The 16655-nt window shown below is 62.6% G+C and carries 17 protein-coding genes; 8 read left to right on the forward strand and 9 right to left on the reverse strand.

Features of this window, described 5'->3' with window-relative positions; all coding sequences use genetic code 11:
- Positions 1-8: 8 nt before the first annotated feature.
- Positions 9-605: a DinB family protein gene (locus tag QMK17_RS05880; RefSeq protein WP_283507487.1), complete on the reverse strand. Its 597-nt coding sequence runs from the start codon at positions 603-605 to the stop codon at positions 9-11.
- A 259-nt stretch (positions 606-864) separates the two neighbouring features.
- Between QMK17_RS05880 and QMK17_RS05885 the strand changes: the two genes are divergently transcribed.
- Together QMK17_RS05885 and QMK17_RS05890 are read left to right on the forward strand one after the other, a co-directional pair.
- On the forward strand, positions 865-999 hold the full coding sequence (locus QMK17_RS05885) for a hypothetical protein (RefSeq protein WP_283507488.1): 135 nt from the start codon (positions 865-867) through the stop codon (positions 997-999).
- Positions 996-1961, forward strand: coding sequence for a DICT sensory domain-containing protein (locus tag QMK17_RS05890; protein ID WP_283507489.1), 966 nt, complete (start codon positions 996-998; stop codon positions 1959-1961). Before QMK17_RS05885 ends, QMK17_RS05890 begins: the two co-directional genes overlap by 4 nt.
- A gap of 7 nt (positions 1962-1968) precedes the next feature.
- Here the strand turns inward: QMK17_RS05890 and QMK17_RS05895 are convergent, their stop codons facing one another.
- From QMK17_RS05895 to QMK17_RS05920, 6 genes are all read right to left on the reverse strand, one after another.
- Entirely contained in the window at positions 1969-2955 is a 987-nt protein-coding gene (locus QMK17_RS05895; RefSeq protein ID WP_283507490.1) for an NAD-dependent epimerase/dehydratase family protein, read from the reverse strand.
- 80 nt (positions 2956-3035) lie between these two features.
- Positions 3036-4403, reverse strand: coding sequence for a lipase family protein (locus QMK17_RS05900; RefSeq protein ID WP_442972695.1), 1368 nt, complete (start codon positions 4401-4403; stop codon positions 3036-3038).
- A 116-nt stretch (positions 4404-4519) separates the two neighbouring features.
- Positions 4520-5152: a TetR/AcrR family transcriptional regulator gene (locus QMK17_RS05905; protein WP_283507491.1), complete on the reverse strand. Its 633-nt coding sequence runs from the start codon at positions 5150-5152 to the stop codon at positions 4520-4522.
- A 117-nt stretch (positions 5153-5269) separates the two neighbouring features.
- Complete coding sequence (locus QMK17_RS05910; protein WP_283507492.1) at positions 5270-6667, reverse strand: glycosyltransferase; 1398 nt, start codon at positions 6665-6667, stop codon at positions 5270-5272.
- Positions 6664-7686 carry a hypothetical protein gene (locus QMK17_RS05915; RefSeq protein WP_283507493.1) on the reverse strand — a complete coding sequence of 341 codons (1023 nt, stop codon included), beginning with the start codon at positions 7684-7686 and terminating at the stop codon, positions 6664-6666. The genes QMK17_RS05910 and QMK17_RS05915 overlap by 4 nt, the downstream gene beginning before the upstream one ends.
- The gene (locus tag QMK17_RS05920) at positions 7683-8669 is read right to left on the reverse strand and encodes a WcbI family polysaccharide biosynthesis putative acetyltransferase (protein WP_283507494.1); all 987 of its coding nucleotides are present in this window, start codon (positions 8667-8669) and stop codon (positions 7683-7685) included. The genes QMK17_RS05915 and QMK17_RS05920 overlap by 4 nt, the downstream gene beginning before the upstream one ends.
- An 80-nt stretch (positions 8670-8749) precedes the next feature.
- Here QMK17_RS05920 and QMK17_RS05925 point away from each other — a divergent pair, with 80 nt between their 5' ends.
- The 5 genes from QMK17_RS05925 (at position 8750) to QMK17_RS05945 (ending at position 12564) form a co-directional block, all read left to right on the forward strand.
- Positions 8750-9841 carry a hypothetical protein gene (locus QMK17_RS05925; RefSeq protein ID WP_283507495.1) on the forward strand — a complete coding sequence of 364 codons (1092 nt, stop codon included), beginning with the start codon at positions 8750-8752 and terminating at the stop codon, positions 9839-9841.
- Positions 9838-10158 (forward strand): hypothetical protein, encoded by a 321-nt coding sequence (locus QMK17_RS05930; protein WP_283507496.1) that lies wholly within the window; start codon positions 9838-9840, stop codon positions 10156-10158. Before QMK17_RS05925 ends, QMK17_RS05930 begins: the two co-directional genes overlap by 4 nt.
- On the forward strand, positions 10155-11141 hold the full coding sequence (locus QMK17_RS05935; protein WP_283507497.1) for a glycosyltransferase: 987 nt from the start codon (positions 10155-10157) through the stop codon (positions 11139-11141). The genes QMK17_RS05930 and QMK17_RS05935 overlap by 4 nt, the downstream gene beginning before the upstream one ends.
- On the forward strand, positions 11138-11959 hold the full coding sequence (locus QMK17_RS05940) for a glycosyltransferase family 2 protein (RefSeq protein ID WP_283507498.1): 822 nt from the start codon (positions 11138-11140) through the stop codon (positions 11957-11959). The genes QMK17_RS05935 and QMK17_RS05940 overlap by 4 nt, the downstream gene beginning before the upstream one ends.
- 98 nt (positions 11960-12057) lie before the next feature.
- Positions 12058-12564, forward strand: a complete 507-nt coding sequence (locus tag QMK17_RS05945) for a GNAT family N-acetyltransferase (protein ID WP_283507499.1) — start codon at positions 12058-12060, stop codon at positions 12562-12564.
- Here QMK17_RS05945 and QMK17_RS05950 read toward each other — a convergent pair.
- On the reverse strand, positions 12561-12743 hold the full coding sequence (locus QMK17_RS05950; protein ID WP_283507500.1) for a hypothetical protein: 183 nt from the start codon (positions 12741-12743) through the stop codon (positions 12561-12563). The two genes, QMK17_RS05945 and QMK17_RS05950, sit on opposite strands and share 4 nt — an antisense overlap.
- Positions 12744-12816: 73 nt before the next feature.
- Between QMK17_RS05950 and glgX the strand changes: the two genes are divergently transcribed.
- Positions 12817-14859 carry a glycogen debranching protein GlgX gene (gene glgX / locus QMK17_RS05955; protein WP_283507501.1) on the forward strand — a complete coding sequence of 681 codons (2043 nt, stop codon included), beginning with the start codon at positions 12817-12819 and terminating at the stop codon, positions 14857-14859.
- A gap of 4 nt (positions 14860-14863) precedes the next feature.
- Here the strand turns inward: glgX and QMK17_RS05960 are convergent, their stop codons facing one another.
- Positions 14864-16645, reverse strand: a complete 1782-nt coding sequence (locus QMK17_RS05960; RefSeq protein ID WP_283507502.1) for an acyl-CoA dehydrogenase — start codon at positions 16643-16645, stop codon at positions 14864-14866.
- Positions 16646-16655 lie beyond the last annotated feature (10 nt).

Below are 16655 nucleotides of genomic sequence, written 5' to 3' on the forward strand. Positions count from 1 at the left end.
TCCAGCCCTCATTTTTGTGGAAGCACGCGGAATTTCCGAGCTTCCGCTTCGAGTGTGTCCACGTACCCGGACCAGTACAGCTCGTCATCGCTCGGAAGGTTGTCTCCGATCGCACGAAGGCCGACCACACCATCGATCATTTCTCTGACGATATCCGCATGGCCTGCATGTCGATCCATGTCTGCGATGACGTGAACGATGATCCGGTGCAATGTGACCCCTGCTCGGTCCGCAGGCCAATGCGGGACGGCCCCCTCCGCGTCGAGTGCAAGCTCGTCGATCGTGGCGTCCGAGTGTGTCCAGATCTGCCTGTACAGGTCGACGACATACTCGGACGACTCCTCGGCGGTGGCCCACATGTCGGAGTTCAGTTCAGCACTCTCGGAGGCCCACGGGACCGAACCGGCGAAGGGCCGATCGAACGTCCAACCGAAATATCCCAGCTCGACCGCCGTGAGATGTTTGACGATGCCGAGCAGGTTCGTGCCGGTGGACGTCATCGGTCGCCGCATGTCATATTCGGACAGTCCATCCAGCTTCCACAGAACCGCATCGCGCCCGAGTTGTAGATACCGCCGAAGATCCGCTTTCATCGCATCGGTCATGCGCCCAGGGTGACAGACCCATCGATCCAAGTCTCTCTCATTGCCGTTTCGAAGTCTGCGGGACTGACGCCCACTCCAGCCATCGACAACGGAATACACCGAGTGACAGCACGATTCAAACACTTGCCGGAATCGCCGTTACGAAACAGTTATGTATGTTATTTATCCGTTACCTTACATACGGTCGTACAGCGATGTAGATCCGTCAGCATGGAAGTCGCCGCATCTTGTCGGCGCACGAGGCGATCAGGAGACGACGATGGATGAGGCTGCACCTCTGCGTCCGTCGGCACGGACACCGTTGATCGATCGGACCCCACACCGTGTCGCGTTCGTGTCCGCGTTCGGAATCATCGTCGCTGGTTTCGTCGGGCTTGCGGCCGCCGCACTGTGAGCGATACGAACACCGTTGCCCGACGCCTCGAGGTCCGCGACGCCCACGAGAACGCCCTCGATGTGCTCAGCGATGCGTTCGTCGTGCACCACAGGAATTTGTTGGACAACCCCGCCGAAACCCTTCATTCGGTCGAACGCGCCCGGGACCTACGACGTATGGTCGCAGTCGATGACGTCGGCACCGGGCCCGAGTCCTTGACCCTGCTTCCACTGATCGAGCCCGACATCATAGTTCTCGCACCGGAATTGGCGCGTAGGGATCCCGACACCGCCGCTGCCCGCACGGTCCACGTCGTCGCCGCACAAGCCGAACGCACCGGTGCCTTGATCGTCGCGCGCGGAGTCGATTCCGAGGACGATCGTGCCCGTGCACTCGCGCTCGGTGCCACGTTCGGCGTGGGCGAGATGTACTCGAACTGGCAGCCGTCCGTCGGGGCCATGCATGACGCGCACGTGCCACCCACGTGGAACACCCCAACTTCGAAATCGACGTCTCCTTTCGACATCGCGGCGGATGGCCGCATCGTGACGCCGTCGTCCAAGAAGTTACTCGTCGCGATGAGCACCCAGATCGAGTGGCAAGCCGCATCGGCAGGCGCGGACACGATGACGCTGGGCACCTTTCAACACGCACGACGGTTCGGCCATCGGACCCGTCGACGTTGGAACACCATGGCACGCAGAATTGCCTACACCGGTGTTTACGGCATCGCGATGGACACGTTGTCCGATCCAGGGATAACGCACTTCGCGCTCGACCCGGCCGACCCTCTGGTCGAGGAATGGAATGTCGTCGTACTGGGCCAGTTCTTCTGCTGCGTGTTGTCCGCGCGCGAGGTGCGCCGCGTAGACGACAAAGACGACGAACGCGATCGGTTGTTCGAGTACGTCGTCTCCCACGATCGTGCGACAGTCGTCCGTTGCGCACGTGCAATTCTGTCCCGTGCCGGCAAGGGCTAGTTTTTGCCTATCGCGTCAGCAACGTCTTCAACCTCCCGGAGCTCATTCCTACGGTTGGGCGATCGGCGCGCTGCGGTGCAACACGTCCGAGCGACTGCAGCCACGACCAGGTGTCGGCGACTGTATCGGCCACCGGCCGACATACGAGGCCGGCCGAATACGCCTTGGACACATCGGAACCGTGCATCATGTCGTGATCCGGGCCCGGTGGGATCCAGATCGGGAAATCGATCCACGGGGTGACGCCGTGTGCCTGCAGCGTCCCTGGATCGAGCCATACCAGCTGGGCTTTGGAATGTGTCGACTCGAGACATGCGGCAAGCAACGTGCCCATGGTTGCGTGACCGGACGCGCTGACGGCGTCGTAGTCTCCGGACAGCCCTCGCGCAGCTGCCGAGAGTGTCCAGCGCGATAAGTCGCGCGCATCGATGTACTGCAGATCGAGTGATTCCGGACCCGGTGCCGGGACGAGTCCGCCATCAGCAATGGCATTGAGCCACCATGGAAGCCTTCCGATGTTTTCGTGAGGCCCCAGAATCAGTCCCGGCCTGACGACGAGCGCCCGTTCACCGAACACCAGCCGCAGTGCCTGTTCTGCCCCTGCCTTCGTTCTGGAGTAGTTGTTGAATGCGATGTCGTCGGGATCGCACTCGACGGTCCGATGAGCCTCCGTCGCGCCGGCCGGGACGGGGGCCCGGTAGACCGAGCGTGAGGAGATGTACACGTAGCGGTCCGCGCGATCCGCCAACACCTCGGCTGCCGAGCGCACTGCGATCGGTGCCCACGACCAGGTGTCGACGACGACGTCCCACTCCCCTGCGCACAGCGCCGCCAGTCCGTTCTCGGCTGTCCGATCACCCTGCAGCGCAACCACTCCTGGAGTGTGAGCTGTACCGGATCGATTGAGTACCGTCACTTCCCACCCGGCCCCAACCGCCTCGTCGACGAGTGTGCGTCCGACGAACTGTGTGCCTCCAAGAACGAGAAGTTTCACGTGCTTCACTATGCCGCACTCGCAACTGTCTCGGACATTGTTCTGCTCGCGGCAGATCCGACACGACATCCGGCGTGGAGCTATGCGCCGATCGGCTTACCGAACAGGCCACCGACCAAGTCACCGACCGTGCGCTGCCACACCGGCCAGGTCTGAGCATCGAGAGCCATAGATCCGACGTCGCGGGTAGTGCATCCCTGTTGCGCCGGAACGCCGTCGAAACGATCACCCAGCCAGAGCAGAGCTCGCGGCAGTCCGATCACGTCGAGAGTCAGGTGCTCGCTGAAGTGATCGCGGGTGTACTCGACACTAGCTTTCGGATCCGCGCAGTACGTGTTCACCAGTGCATTCACCGGACCTACCGGCACCAGCCAGTCCGGATTCGATTGGTACAGGAACATCGGTACATCGGGCACGGCCTGACCCATTTTCAGTCGAGCAAGGACTCGTCGAGCCTCGGGCTCGAGCAGTGGATCACCCGGAGTCTCGAACAGCCCCTTCAGATTCAGGAACGGAGCGAGTGCAGAGTTCCACCCGACGCAGAGATTGTCCTTCGCAGCGAACAACGCTCGCCCAAGAGGGTTGAGATGCTGGTCGAGGAACGACGCCATCTCGGGGTCTTCACGGCTCACTCCGATGATTCCCGACGCAACGATTCCTGATCCGACCGCATTGTTCGCATTGTCCACGAGGGCACCGACATCGGCTGCGACACCGCCCTCGGCAGCACCGACGATGTTGAGATCGGGCGCGTAGGTCTGCCGCAGTTCGGCGGCGTGGCCGGTGGCGATCGACCCGCCCGAGTAGCCGAGCATGCCAACCTTCGTATCACGCCCGGTCAGCTGCATCGGCCGGAAATTCTCCGCTGCCCTGATGCCGTCGAGAGTGATCCGACCGGCCAAGGGTCCGGACGCAAACGAGGAATTCGGTCCCTGATGATCGGGCACCACAACGCCCCACCCCTGGGCGAGCGCAGCCTGGATTTCGAGGAATTGTCCGCCGCCGGTCACGGCCCCCGTGAGTGGCCACGGAATCGAACCCTGTTGCAGCACGTACGATGACGCGCAATAGTTTCCGAGGGAGTCCTCGGCAATCTGATACGAGAGCAGTGGTCGCTCACCGACCGCGTCGCCGCGAGGCTTGATTACCGTGGCAACAGCCGGAATAGCCTCGCCGCGAGCGTTGTTCGATCGATACGAAAGTTGCCATGCATCGACATTGAGCGGGATCACGGCCAGAGTGGCGAGATTCACCGGCCGTGACGCGATGATCTCTCCCGGCTCCGCAGCCGACACCACGGCATCCGCAGGCGAGTAGAACTCGGCGTCGAATTCCGGCACGGCAGGGAATGCGGGAGGAGGGCCGGGTTCGGCCGACGCCGGCATCGAAACGACTGCAGGCATCACCGCCATCGCCGCTACCACTATGCCCAAAGTCCATCTGTTCATCGTTTTCGGCCTCCCCGGCAGACAAGTTAGATATTTGTGTCTAACTTCGATCTAATGGACAGTAGAGGCGAGTGACGTGGATTACAACCCCCAATTCCCGCAGCAGAATCCTCAGGTCAACGGGCGATGAGCGAGTCCAGGAACGCGACCATGATGTCGGTGAGGTCCTCGACAGGAGGTCTTGGGTCTGCCGTGCTCCATTGCTGAACGAGCGCGATCAAGGCCCCGATGAACGCCGTCGAGGCCATCGCGTACCCCCCTGGGGGAACGTAGTCCTGCCCGACGGCAGCACGAATGGTCGCCTCGAAGAACACACGCCACACTGCACGCTCGGCCAGTCGATGCTCCTCGATACGAGGGCTGACGCCGACGCTGTCGACGAACGAAATACGCGCTCTACGAGCGTCTTTGCCAATCGACTCGACAAAGGCACCCATCGCCAAGGCCGCCAGTTCGTGTGGGTCCGAAGAACCACTGCACTCGATAGCCGCAGTCGTAGCGACTTTGGCGTCGTTTTGAATCGAATCGTACAGGGCGATGAGAGCATCCTCGCGACTGCTGAACTCGTCGTAGAACTGACGCCGGGCAAGCCCTGCACTGCGGCACAGATCTGCAACGGTACTCGCCTTGTATCCCTTGTCCGAGAACACCGACAGCGCAGCTTCGAGAAACTTAACGCGCCGTTCTGCCCGCCGATCTTCGACGGATACCCCGCCGTACGTTCGTACTTCGTGTTCGGCCGCGGTCACCTTGCGAGTTTAGCGTGTTCAACCTGCGCGCCACGTGATCGAGAGGAGTCAGTAGGTCGGTCTCGGAGTTGCATGCCCAAAACCTGACAACCCTCGGCGTCGAGCACGCAGCCGGAACTACCAGGAGAGCCGAGGTTCGTCTCTTTCGACCGTGATCCCGGATTCGGCGCGATCGATGCGGTGAGCGCCGAACAGAATCCGACGCAGAGCCTCTTCGGTCGTCTCCGCCCGCGCCGACCACCGTCTCGCTCGATGAACTGCCCTGGACGACTGCATGGTCACCGTTGCCGAATCGGCGGCGTCGAACACCACGACAACTTCCCCTGCCCGACCAGGCCCTACCTCGTCGGCCAGTCGCGCCAAGGTATCGGGAGAGAAGCGAACACGTCCCGACACCGCGACGGCGAATCGGCACCGCGCCAGAATTGCCGCCTCGGGTACCCCGCTGCGAACCCGCGAATCATCGATCCGCAATTCAGTGTGCAGCTCGACGGCGTCGTCTCCGACCAACCACACTGCGCTGTCACTTCCCCGGACTGCGCTGGCAATCGTCAGCGACAGCGATGCTGCTGTGTGCCCCAGCGTGGACACGAGAACCACGAAGTCCGGGATCCAGTAGTGCAGACCCGACGTTCGCGCTGCCGGATCGGTGATCGACGACGCCAACGCGAGCGCCTCTGCATTTTTGCTTGAAATCCTATCCGGCACAGCTCTTTCCGCCCAATCAGGTCCGTCGTGCCACGCCAGCGCATCGGACGCATGGGCGAACACTGCACCCATCATGAACGCTCGATTCGCGAACTCCCAGTCTTCTCCGCCGTAGCGAACGAAGGTGGAATCAAAGCCACCCGTGTCCAGGAAAAGCTGCCGGCTACAGGTCAACACCGCGCTCAGCATGTACTTGTATCCGTCCCAACCCGGTTCCAGCAGATCCGCTGTTCGCTCGTAGCCGTCCACCAGCCACTGCGGTTCACTCTCGTGCGAACGGGCGCGCCAGGAGTTGTCCGCGATCCACGTAGCCACTGTGTCCACGGTGACCGATGACAGGTCGGCATGTTTCCGCCGGCCGACGACCATCACGTCCGGCGCGGCAGACGGTAGCCGGACAGCTCGCCGCACGTAATCGGGCACCGGCACCGTGTCCGCGTCGAGAAAGCACAGAATTGATCCGTTCGATGCGGCTGCGCCCAGATTCCGCGCCGCGGCAGCTCGAAAACCCCTGTTCTCCTGCCGCACCACCGTGATCGAGAGGTCCGCTGCCCACTGATCGATGTCGGGCGGCGTCGCCGACCCGTCGTCGGCGACAACCACGTCGATGAGCTCGCGCGGATAGGTCTGGGTCGTCAACGCTTCGAGCACGAGCGCCAACTGACGTGGTTGCTCGTAATACGGGATGACAACACTCACCGTCGGTGTGTGTTCCGCTTCTTTCGCGAGGTCCCAGCGATTGTCGGGCAGGATCTCGCGGCCGCCCGCCTCTCGGAACGGCGGGAGTGCGATCGGTACGGAAGTCATCGGGTACACCTGAGAAAGAAGTCGTCGTACATTCGCGCGACATCAGCCGCCGACGGCACAGGTGAGACCGAGGGGGCGATCCACGTTCGAGCCGGATCGTCGACAGCGTCCGACATCGACGCTCGAAGCGCGTCCTGCCCGTCCTCGTGCAGGGTCACCACACCTGGTGACCGTGCATTCAGTTCTTCCGTGTAGGAACCACGCGGCACCAGCGGCTTGCGACCGCAGGCGATCCAGGTGTTGATCGAACCGGACGCGGACAGGTGGCGGTGGTAGGCGACAGGGACGGTAATCGTCGCCGCCCTCGCTCGTAGCTCCTCGTCGTCGAGAAAGCCTGTGATCTCGAAGGATCGCCCGCTCCGATCAGCCGCGGAGCGCAATTCGTCCACGAGATATTCGTGTCCGGGCGATGGCATTCCCAGCGCTACGAAGCCGATGTCCGCCGGCAGCTCCTTCGCAGCGTCCATCGCCTCGGCATGGCCCTTCCCCGGGTAGACGAACCCCAGCACACCCACTGTTCTAGGCCCCTCGCTCGCGCGAACGATCATCGGCGTCTCGATCACCGGCGTCTCGATCATCAGGGGGACTACCTCGGGATCGATCCTCTCCGACACATGTTCCCGAAACAAGGAAGCCTCGTGCTGACTTGACACCACCACTCCTGCAGCATGTTCGGCGACGTCACGGTAGAAGGCGGCCCTCGCGACCATCCCCGAGCCATCCGAGTGCTGCGGAAGGTCGTGCAGCGTCACCGATACCGGTCTCCCGATCCCTCGAATCATCGTCGACAATGCCGCCGTTGCATGTGCAGGTGTCCGCCCGAACAGCCTGTCGGTGACGTGAACATGAACGAGCGTGCAGTCGGCCAACTCGGTGGGAATGCCCGGGTGAGGAGTGTGCGCGTAGGCAATCCGCTGACGGTCACCTGTGCCGTTCAACGCCCCGTGAACCGCGACGGCGTACCTGACCACGCCGTGCGTCCTCGGTCCCACGACGAGATGGCCGACGGACGTCTTCACGCGGTGAGCCCGAGAATGTCGACGAGCTCCGCATACCGCGCGAATGCAGCCGTGACGAATTGGGGATGCTCCAGATACCAGCGTGATTGAACTTCGAAAATTTCTTCTTGGCCGAGCGACGCCCCGTCCACGGTCCATTCTTCGCGCGCGTTCGCATGCAGACCGAACGCGTCGATCACCCGCTTCTCCAACGGCGCGCGAATGTTTCCCAGCAGCTCACGCTCCGGCGGCGTTGGGTCCGTGCACCCAAGCGTGCTCAGTATCCGACGACCGAGCTCGAGCAGACCATCGTTGCCAGGATGATTGATCGTGTGCGCGGCCCTCTCGCCCAGGCCGAGGAGCACATCGGATATTCCGACGTCGCAATTACGCAGTTCACGGCTGCGCAGTTGGCCGACACTCCAGTCGGCCACCGCACGCAAACGCTCTTCCCCTACCTCGAAGTCCCATTCGTCGAAGCGCCGACGCCCCTCGCGCACCCCGAGCAACGTCCGAAGGTCGTGGTACGGGACAGCGGGTGGCACCGCCGACGGACTATCCGGGTGACGCACGATGACCTGGAACGGGAACATGCCGCAGTACCGAACGACTGGCCAGACGATCGTCCTCGACGGCCGCTTGGATCTGTCGCGGACCTCGGCCGTTCCGATGGGCAGGCCTCGATAGCCTGCACGCACAGGTTGTGACACGAGGACATCCGCAGCCTCCGCGATCGACGAGACGAACGGCATGTCCGACGCTGTCAGTTCGTGCACGGGGGGCACCCGAATGGTGCGATACGCAGCATCGGGCGAACTCGACAATACGATTCGCAAAGCTTCGGCCTGGCAATTTCCCCAGACGAGAACCAGCGGTCGCCGGTCTCGAACCGGCGGCTCGGTGACACGGTAGAACTCGCCGTAGTGACGCGTCCGACCGTCCACCGCGTCGCGCGCAGAGGGAGCCGCAGCTCGCTGTGCGCTGTAGTATTCGGTTGTCGCCATCAAGACACTCCCTCTCGAGCAACCGGGCCGGGCCCTCACACTCCCCGTATATCCGATCTGTCCCAGAGGAACCCTCCAACTTGATCACACCCCGTACCGTCGCCTCGGTTCCGACCGCACACGCCTACGTATCGCATCTCGAGGCGGTCCATGGGCGGCCCAGTGCTACCCGACGCCTCCCGGACCCCGTGCCGTCCGGCGCGGACGGTACCGACCGGTGGTGGCCGCCGCGCTGGCTCGACCCCGAGTGGCTCGAAGCGCATGTAGAGGACATCGATCTGCTACATCTGCATTTCGGTTTCGATTCCCTGCCCGTCGAGCAACTCGAACAGGTCGTCGGTGTGCTACGCGCGCATGCCATTCCGCTCGTCTTCACCGTGCACGACCTTCACAATCCGCATTTCGAGGACAACGCTCTGCATACCGCTCACCTCGACGTACTCGTTCGCGCCGCCGACGAGCTCATCACCCTCACACCGGGCGCTGCCGCCGAGTTGCTCGCCATCTGGGATGTCTCTGCCACCGTGATTCCACACCCGCACGTCGCACCGCTGAACGCACTGGGCCGTCCGCGCGAGAGGTCGACCGAGTTCGTCATCGGGATGCACGCGAAAAACCTGCGAGCCAATCTCGATCCACTCGCTGTTCTGGACACGGTCGTCGAAACCGCGTCCGCACTCCCCAACGCGAGGGTGAGAATCGATGTGGACGCGACCGTGTTCGACGATCCGCGGTCCGATTCCGCCGACATCGGCCGTGCACTGTTGCGATACCGGTCCAGTCTCGTGGACGTTCGAGTGCACCCACGGTTCGACGACGCCGAACTATGGCAATACCTCACAGAAATCGATGTGTCGATCCTGCCGTACCGGTTCGGGACTCATTCGGGCTGGCTCGAGGCCTGCCACGACCTCGGAGTGGCCGCAGTGGTTCCCGACTGCGGATACTTCGCGGAGCAAAGAGACTGCCACACATTCGGTTTCGGTATCGGAAGATTCGACTCGGTCGGACTGTCCGACGCGGTGAACAGGTCCTACGACGCGCGATTCGATGTATCCACGGTGACGCGCGCAGCGCGCGAACTCGAGCGAACACACATCGCGCAGCGTCACGACGAAATCTATGCGCGTGCAACGGCACGGACCTTCGCATCCGCCGGTGACAACCGATGACCGCACGATTGCGCATCGCGATCCTCGGTTCCTCCAGTTTCCCCATTGCCGAACCGTTCGCGGGCGGGAAGGGGCCCCACCTGGCAATCGATGCTGCACGGCTCGCTGGTATACCGCTGAGGCTCGCCGGTCCACCGTCGAACACGGCTTACTTCGCGGACGAAGTGGTGCCGCGACTCGGGGACGGCATCAGATCCGTGGGACATCTACGTCAGAAGGAACTCGCCACGCTCGTCGGAACCGCCGACGAGAACGTTTGCTCCGAGACTCGGATGGTCGATCTGTACGAGACCATGCTGGGCGGCGAGGCAGCGTGATCGGCTACTACGCGCACCATCAAGGCTCCGGTCATGTCAACCGGGCAACATCCATCGCAGCAGCGGTGCGCGAGCCGCTGACCGTCCTGTCCTCTCGTCCGCGTCCCGGTAGCAGCGACGTCGCGTGGGTCGAGCTACCGCTCGACATCGACGATGACGTTGTCGACTACGTCGACCCGACCGCGGGAGGAATCGTGCACTGGGCGCCGACCGGGGTCGGTGGACTGACCGACAGGATGGCCGCGATCGCTGCGTGGATCGTTGCCGAGCGTCCACGATTGTTCGTCGTGGACGTATCCGTCGAGGTGGCTCTGTTCGTCCGACTCCTAGGCGTCGATGTCGTCGTCGTGGCAATGCCAGGTGAACGCGACGACGAACCGCACAGGTTGGCGTACCGCCTTGCGACGGCAATTATCGCCCCCTGGTCGGACTCCGTCTACGACCCCGAGTGGTTGCACCCGTACGCCGAATCGACGACCTATGTGGGGGCGATCAGCCGGTTCGACGGGCGCGCACGACAACCGATACCCGGCGCTGCCGAGATTCTCGTGCTCGGCGGCGCAGGCGGAACATCCTTGACTACAACCGATGTCGAACACGCTGCGTCCGCCAACTCTGGCTACCGCTGGAAGGCTGCCGGCATCGATCGTGCGTCGTGGGTCGACGATATCTGGCCTCTGCTGTGCTCGGCGTCGGTCGTCGTCACCCACGCCGGACAGAATGCCATCGCCGACATCGCGGCGGCCCGCGTTCCGGCGATCGTCATTGCTCAATCTCGCCCGTTCGCTGAGCAGGACGCGACGGCGCGCGCACTCCACAGAGCCGGCGCCGCAGTCGTCACGACCGAGTGGCCCGATCCTGGGCAGTGGCAACCGCTGCTGCATTCCGCTGCGGAACTCGACCTCGACGCGTGGACGCAGCTTCGGCAGCCCGGCGCTGCTACGCGCGTTGCGGAACTACTCGATTCGATCGTGGCCCGATGAACATCGCAGTGGTCACCGTCGTCGCCGGCCGTCACGATCACCTGCGCGCCCAACTGCGCGGCCTCGCCGAGTCATCCGTCACTCCAGCACACCACGTCGTCGTGTCCATGGGAGACAAGGACATTGCCGGTATCGTCGACGCGTCGCCGAACGACGCCACCGTCGTCGAACTGGGCGCGGTCTCCCATCTCCCTCTCTCCGCGGCCCGCAATCAAGGCGCACGAGCGGCAGTCTCGTCGGGCGCAGATCTGATCGTATTTCTCGACGTGGATTGCATTCCAGGAACCGACATGCTCGGCAGGTACGCATCAGCCGCAGCGGAAACCGACAATCACCGCACACTGTTGTGTGGACCTGTGACGTATCTACCTCCGCGGGACGTCGACTGGACGGCAGCGGAATTGATGGAGAACACCGACCCGCACCCGGCACGTCCCGCCCCACCGCCCGGTCTTGTGATCGACGGCACCGACTACGACCTTTTCTGGTCCCTGTCCTTCGCTCTCACGCCCACGACGTGGAACCACATCGGCGGTTTCCACGAGGAGTACACGGGATATGGAGGCGAGGATACCGACTTCGCAGCAACCGCCCGCGCGGCGGGAGTCGGGCTCCGGTGGGTCGGCGGCGCCGACGCCTACCACCAGCACCACCCGGTGTCGTCGCCTCCCGTCGAAAGATTGGACGACATCGTCCGCAATTCTGCAGTGTTCTTTCGCCGTTGGAATCGGTGGCCGATGGAAGGCTGGCTCGCCGAGTTCGAACGCGCCGAGATGATCGAGCGCAGCCGCGATGGCAGAATTCGGGTAGTGAGATGAACGAGGCGTGAACTGCGCGGTTCACGTATGAACTCCGCGACAACGGGTACCTGTTATGACGTCTCAACCGAAATAACGATCGACAACGAGGGGGTCACATGAGTGTGTCGCCGACAGCAATTGCGTCCGACCATCGCCCGACTCTGGTCAGGTCCTGGGCCCAGGACCTGGGCGTCGAGCAACTTTACGCAGTATTGAAGTTGCGCGTCGAAGTTTTCGTCGTCGAACAGGCGTACTTCTATCCAGAACTGGACGGACTGGATCTTCTACCGAAAACGCGGCATTTCTGGCTCGAACAAGGCGGCGAAGTCATCGGTACGGTCCGCTTGCTAGAAGAAGTAAACGACAATACGACGGAATTTCGTCTCGGTCACCTGTGCACCCGCCGCTCGGAGCGCGGTCATGGTCACACCACAAGACTGCTGCAGGCGGCATTGGCGGATGTCGGGTCCGCGATCTGCCGGATCGACTCGCCCAGCTATCTGGTAGAAATGTACACCCGCCACGGCTTCGTTCAATCCGGCGACGAGCGTCTGGACAACGGTGTCCCGCTGGTTCCGCTCGTGCGAAACCAGCGAAGCCGTCCTGACTTCCCCCGGGCCTAACTTCCCTCGGTGTCGTCCACGAATGCCCACTCACCGTCGTGGTCGACTTCGAGCCTCCATCCGAGTTCGGTGTTGTCGGCCTTCTCGTCGATGAACCATGCGTGCGCGTCCTCCGCGCTCTCGATGTCCTTGGTCGCGACGACGTCGCCGGTCGGGTCGAGCACTCTGTAATCAGCCATGCGTGAGTCGTACCCCCTGCACAGGCGGTCTCAAACGTGGTTTATCGGGCCCCGCCGTGGGTAATGACCGTCAATGTCAGATACATCCCCCGTCAGCAGGCCGTACCCACTCGGCGTATCACTTCTCACCAGCGGCGAAGCCGATGTCGCGGTGTACTCCGAAACCGCAGATTCGATCACCGTGGTGGTTCTCGACGAGACAGGCCACGAAACATCGTCGACTGTTCTCGGCGATCGAACCGGCCACGTCTTCCACGGTTTCGTGGACGGCCTGACGAACGGGAGCCGATACGGATTACGTGTCGATGGACCGTGGGATCCGGCGGAGGGGCTGCGGCACAACAGGAACAAGCTTCTCCTCGACCCGTACGCGCGAGCTGTGTCGGGATCGGTGGACTGGAACGAATCGGTGTTCTCCCATCATCACGAGGAGCCCGAGTCCATCAACGAAGCGGATTCCGCAGGCTCGATGCCGGTATCGGTTGTCGTGGATTCGAACTTCGATTGGGGATCGGACACGTCGCCTCGAATTCCGTTGGACCACACAGTGGTCTACGAAGTACACGTCAAAGGTTTCACTGCCCAGCATCCGGATGTAGAGGAAAGCATTCGTGGAACATACGCCGGGCTCGCTCACCCCGCAGCCATCCAGGCACTCGTCGACCTCGGTGTCACGTCGGTCGAACTGCTGCCGGTTCATCAGTTCGTCCAGGACTCGCATCTGCTAGAGGAGGGACGTCGAAACTACTGGGGCTACAACTCGATCGGGTTCCTGGCACCGCACAACGAGTACAGCAGCTCCGGTGACACCGGTGGACAGGTCGACGAATTCAAGACCATGGTGAAAGCCCTTCACGAGGCCGGTATCGAAGTAATCCTCGACGTCGTCTACAACCACACTGCCGAGGGCAACCATCTCGGTCCGACGCTCTCGCTCAAGGGCATCGACAACCGGTCCTACTACCGACTCGTCGACGAGGACCGGGGTTCTTACTTCGACACCACCGGCACGGGCAACAGCCTCAACGTCGGTCACCCGGCAGCACTGGCCTTGATCATGGATTCACTGCGATACTGGGTCACCGAGATGCACGTCGACGGGTTCCGGTTCGACCTGGCCAGCACGCTGACTCGGCAGGATTCGGATCTGGACAAGCACAGTGCGTTCCTCGACCTCGTGCACCAGGATCCGACGCTCGCCTCCGTCAAACTCATCGCCGAGCCGTGGGACACCCACGGATATCAGGTCGGTGGATTCCCCGCTCGCTGGTCGGAATGGAACGGCAAGTTCCGTGACGACGTCCGCGACTTCTGGCGCGGCGAAGCGGGTTCACTCGGCGCTTTCGCGCAACGCATCACCGGCAGCCCAGATGTGTACGAGGACACTCGCCGTCCGACCCTCGCGAGCGTCAACTTCGTCACTGCCCACGACGGATTCACGTTGGCCGACCTGACCAGCTACGACGAGAAGCACAACGAAGCGAACGGCGAGGACAACGCGGACGGCGAATCCGACAACCGTTCATGGGGGTGCGGCGCCGAGGGCCCGACCGACGACGAAGGCATCAAGGCGCTTCGGAGTAGGCAGCAGCGTAACCACATGGCGACGCTCCTGTTGTCGGCCGGTGTGCCGATGATTCTGGGCGGCGACGAGATCGGCCGCACCCAAGGCGGAAACAACAACGCGTACTGCCAGGACAACGAGATTTCCTGGTTCGATTGGTCCGCCGCGGATCGGCCGTTGCAAGAGTTCACCGCCGAGCTGATTCGTCTTCGCTCGAACCACGCGGCGCTACGTCCTCGTTGGTTTCGGCACGACAGTGCATCGAACGAAAAGACCTACGTCGACTTCTACCGCGCGGACGGCGAGAAGCTCTCCGACGAGGACTGGTCGGATGGAACGGCTCTGTCCCTGCTTGTCATGATGGCATCGGCGCGAGACGACACCGCCTTTGCCTGGATGGTCAATTCTTCCTCCGGCCCAGTCGAGTTCACGCTACCGGGATCAGGGTGGACGCAATTGATTTCCAGCGACCCCGAGCAAGCGTACGAGAGCTCGGGGCCGACGATACTGATCCGAGAGCACTCGTTCACTCTGCTCGCAGACAAGGCCTAGCGCGTCAGAACCACTCCGGCTTCACGTCGAGAGTGGTTCTGTCCAGGCTCGCCAGCAGATCGAGCTGCGGGTCGACCTTGGGTAATTCGTAGAGGAAGAAGTACCGAGCTGCGCTGCGCTTGCCGTCGTAGAAATCCCCCGTCTTGCCCTCGACTGCAATAAGCTGCTCGAGCCACATCCACGCGATCACGATGTGTCCCAACGCCTCGAGGTACACCGTCGAGTTGGCCAGTGCCACTGCTGGGTCGCCAGTGGACCACAGGACAGCGGTCACGCTGACCGCCCGGTTCCAGTGCGTCTCGAGTGTCTCGGCGAACTCGGCGGTGGCGCCGCTGGTCGCTCGTGCACGTTCGATGGTGCCCGCTACGCGGCTGCCCAGTGACACAAGACCGGCACCGCCCTGCATCGTCACCTTGCGTCCGAGTAGGTCGAGACCCTGAATACCGTGCGTACCTTCGTGAATAGGGTTGAGCCGGTTGTCTCGGTAGTACTGTTCCACGTCGTAGTCGCGGGTGTAGCCGTAGCCACCGTGTATCTGGATCGCAAGGCTGTTCGCCTCCAGACACCACTGCGACGGCCAACTCTTCGCAATCGGCGTCAGCACGTCCAACAGGAGCGTGGACTCCGCCTTCGTCTGCTCGTCCTCGGTGGTGTCCTGCTCGTCGACGAGCCGCGAGCAGTAAAGGCCAAGCGCCAGAGCGCCTTCCACGTAGGACTTCTGCGCGAGCAGCATGCGTCTGATGTCTGCATGCTCGATCAGTGCCACCGGCGGGGACGAGGGATCCTTCGCTCCGAGCGGACGACCCTGCGTGCGCACCTTCGCGTATTCGAGCGACTTGAGGTAGCCGACGTAGCCCAAAGATATGGCCAGGAACCCCACTCCGATGCGCGCCTCGTTCATCATGTGGAACATGTACGACAGTCCGCGATGCTCCTCGCCGACCAGGTAACCGATGGCACCGGAACCTCGGGTGTCGGAATAGGTTCCGTCTCCGAAGTTCAGCAGGGTATTGGTGGTACCGCGATTGCCCATTTTATGGTTGAGCCCCACCAGGGCGACGTCGTTGCGGGTGCCGTCGGGGAGAAACTTCGGCACGATGAACAGGGAGATTCCCTTGACGCCCGGGCCGCCGCCCGCCGCCTTCGCCAGCACCAGATGGACGATGTTGTCGGTCAGTTCATGGTCGCCCGCCGAGATCCACATCTTCGTGCCGGTAATTCGATAGCTGCCGTCGTCCTGCTTCACCGCACGAGTGGTGATGTCGGCCAGCGACGAACCCGCCTGCGGCTCCGACAGGCACATGGTGCCGAAGTACTTGCCTTCCAGCATGGGCCGTACGAACTGATCGATTTGATCCGAGGTACCGTATGTAGCAATAAGATTCGCGTTCGCCATGGTGAGAAACGGATACGACGACGTCGAGGCGTTCGCGGCTTGGAACCAGGCCATTGCAGCACGCGCGACGGTCGTGGGTAACTGCATCCCACCGATACTCTCGTCGAACTGGCCCGCGATGAGGCCTGCTGCGGCGTAAACTTTCAGTGCCGCTTTGACGTCGTCGATCATCTCGACCGTTCCATCGGCGCGCATTCTCGGTTCGCTGGCGTCGGCGAGTCGGTTGTGTGGCTCGAAATGCTTGTGCGCGATGTCAGCGCAGAGGTCCATCACCGCATCGAACGTCTCCTTGGAGTGCTCTGCAAATCGTCCACGCGTGGTCAACGACTCGACGTCGAGCCATTCGTACAGCAGAAAGTCGATATCGCGGCGGCTGAGTACCTCGGTCATGTGGGTTTCC

It is taken from the genome of Rhodococcus sp. G-MC3, assembly GCF_030063335.1.
Taxonomy (GTDB): domain Bacteria; phylum Actinomycetota; class Actinomycetes; order Mycobacteriales; family Mycobacteriaceae; genus Rhodococcoides.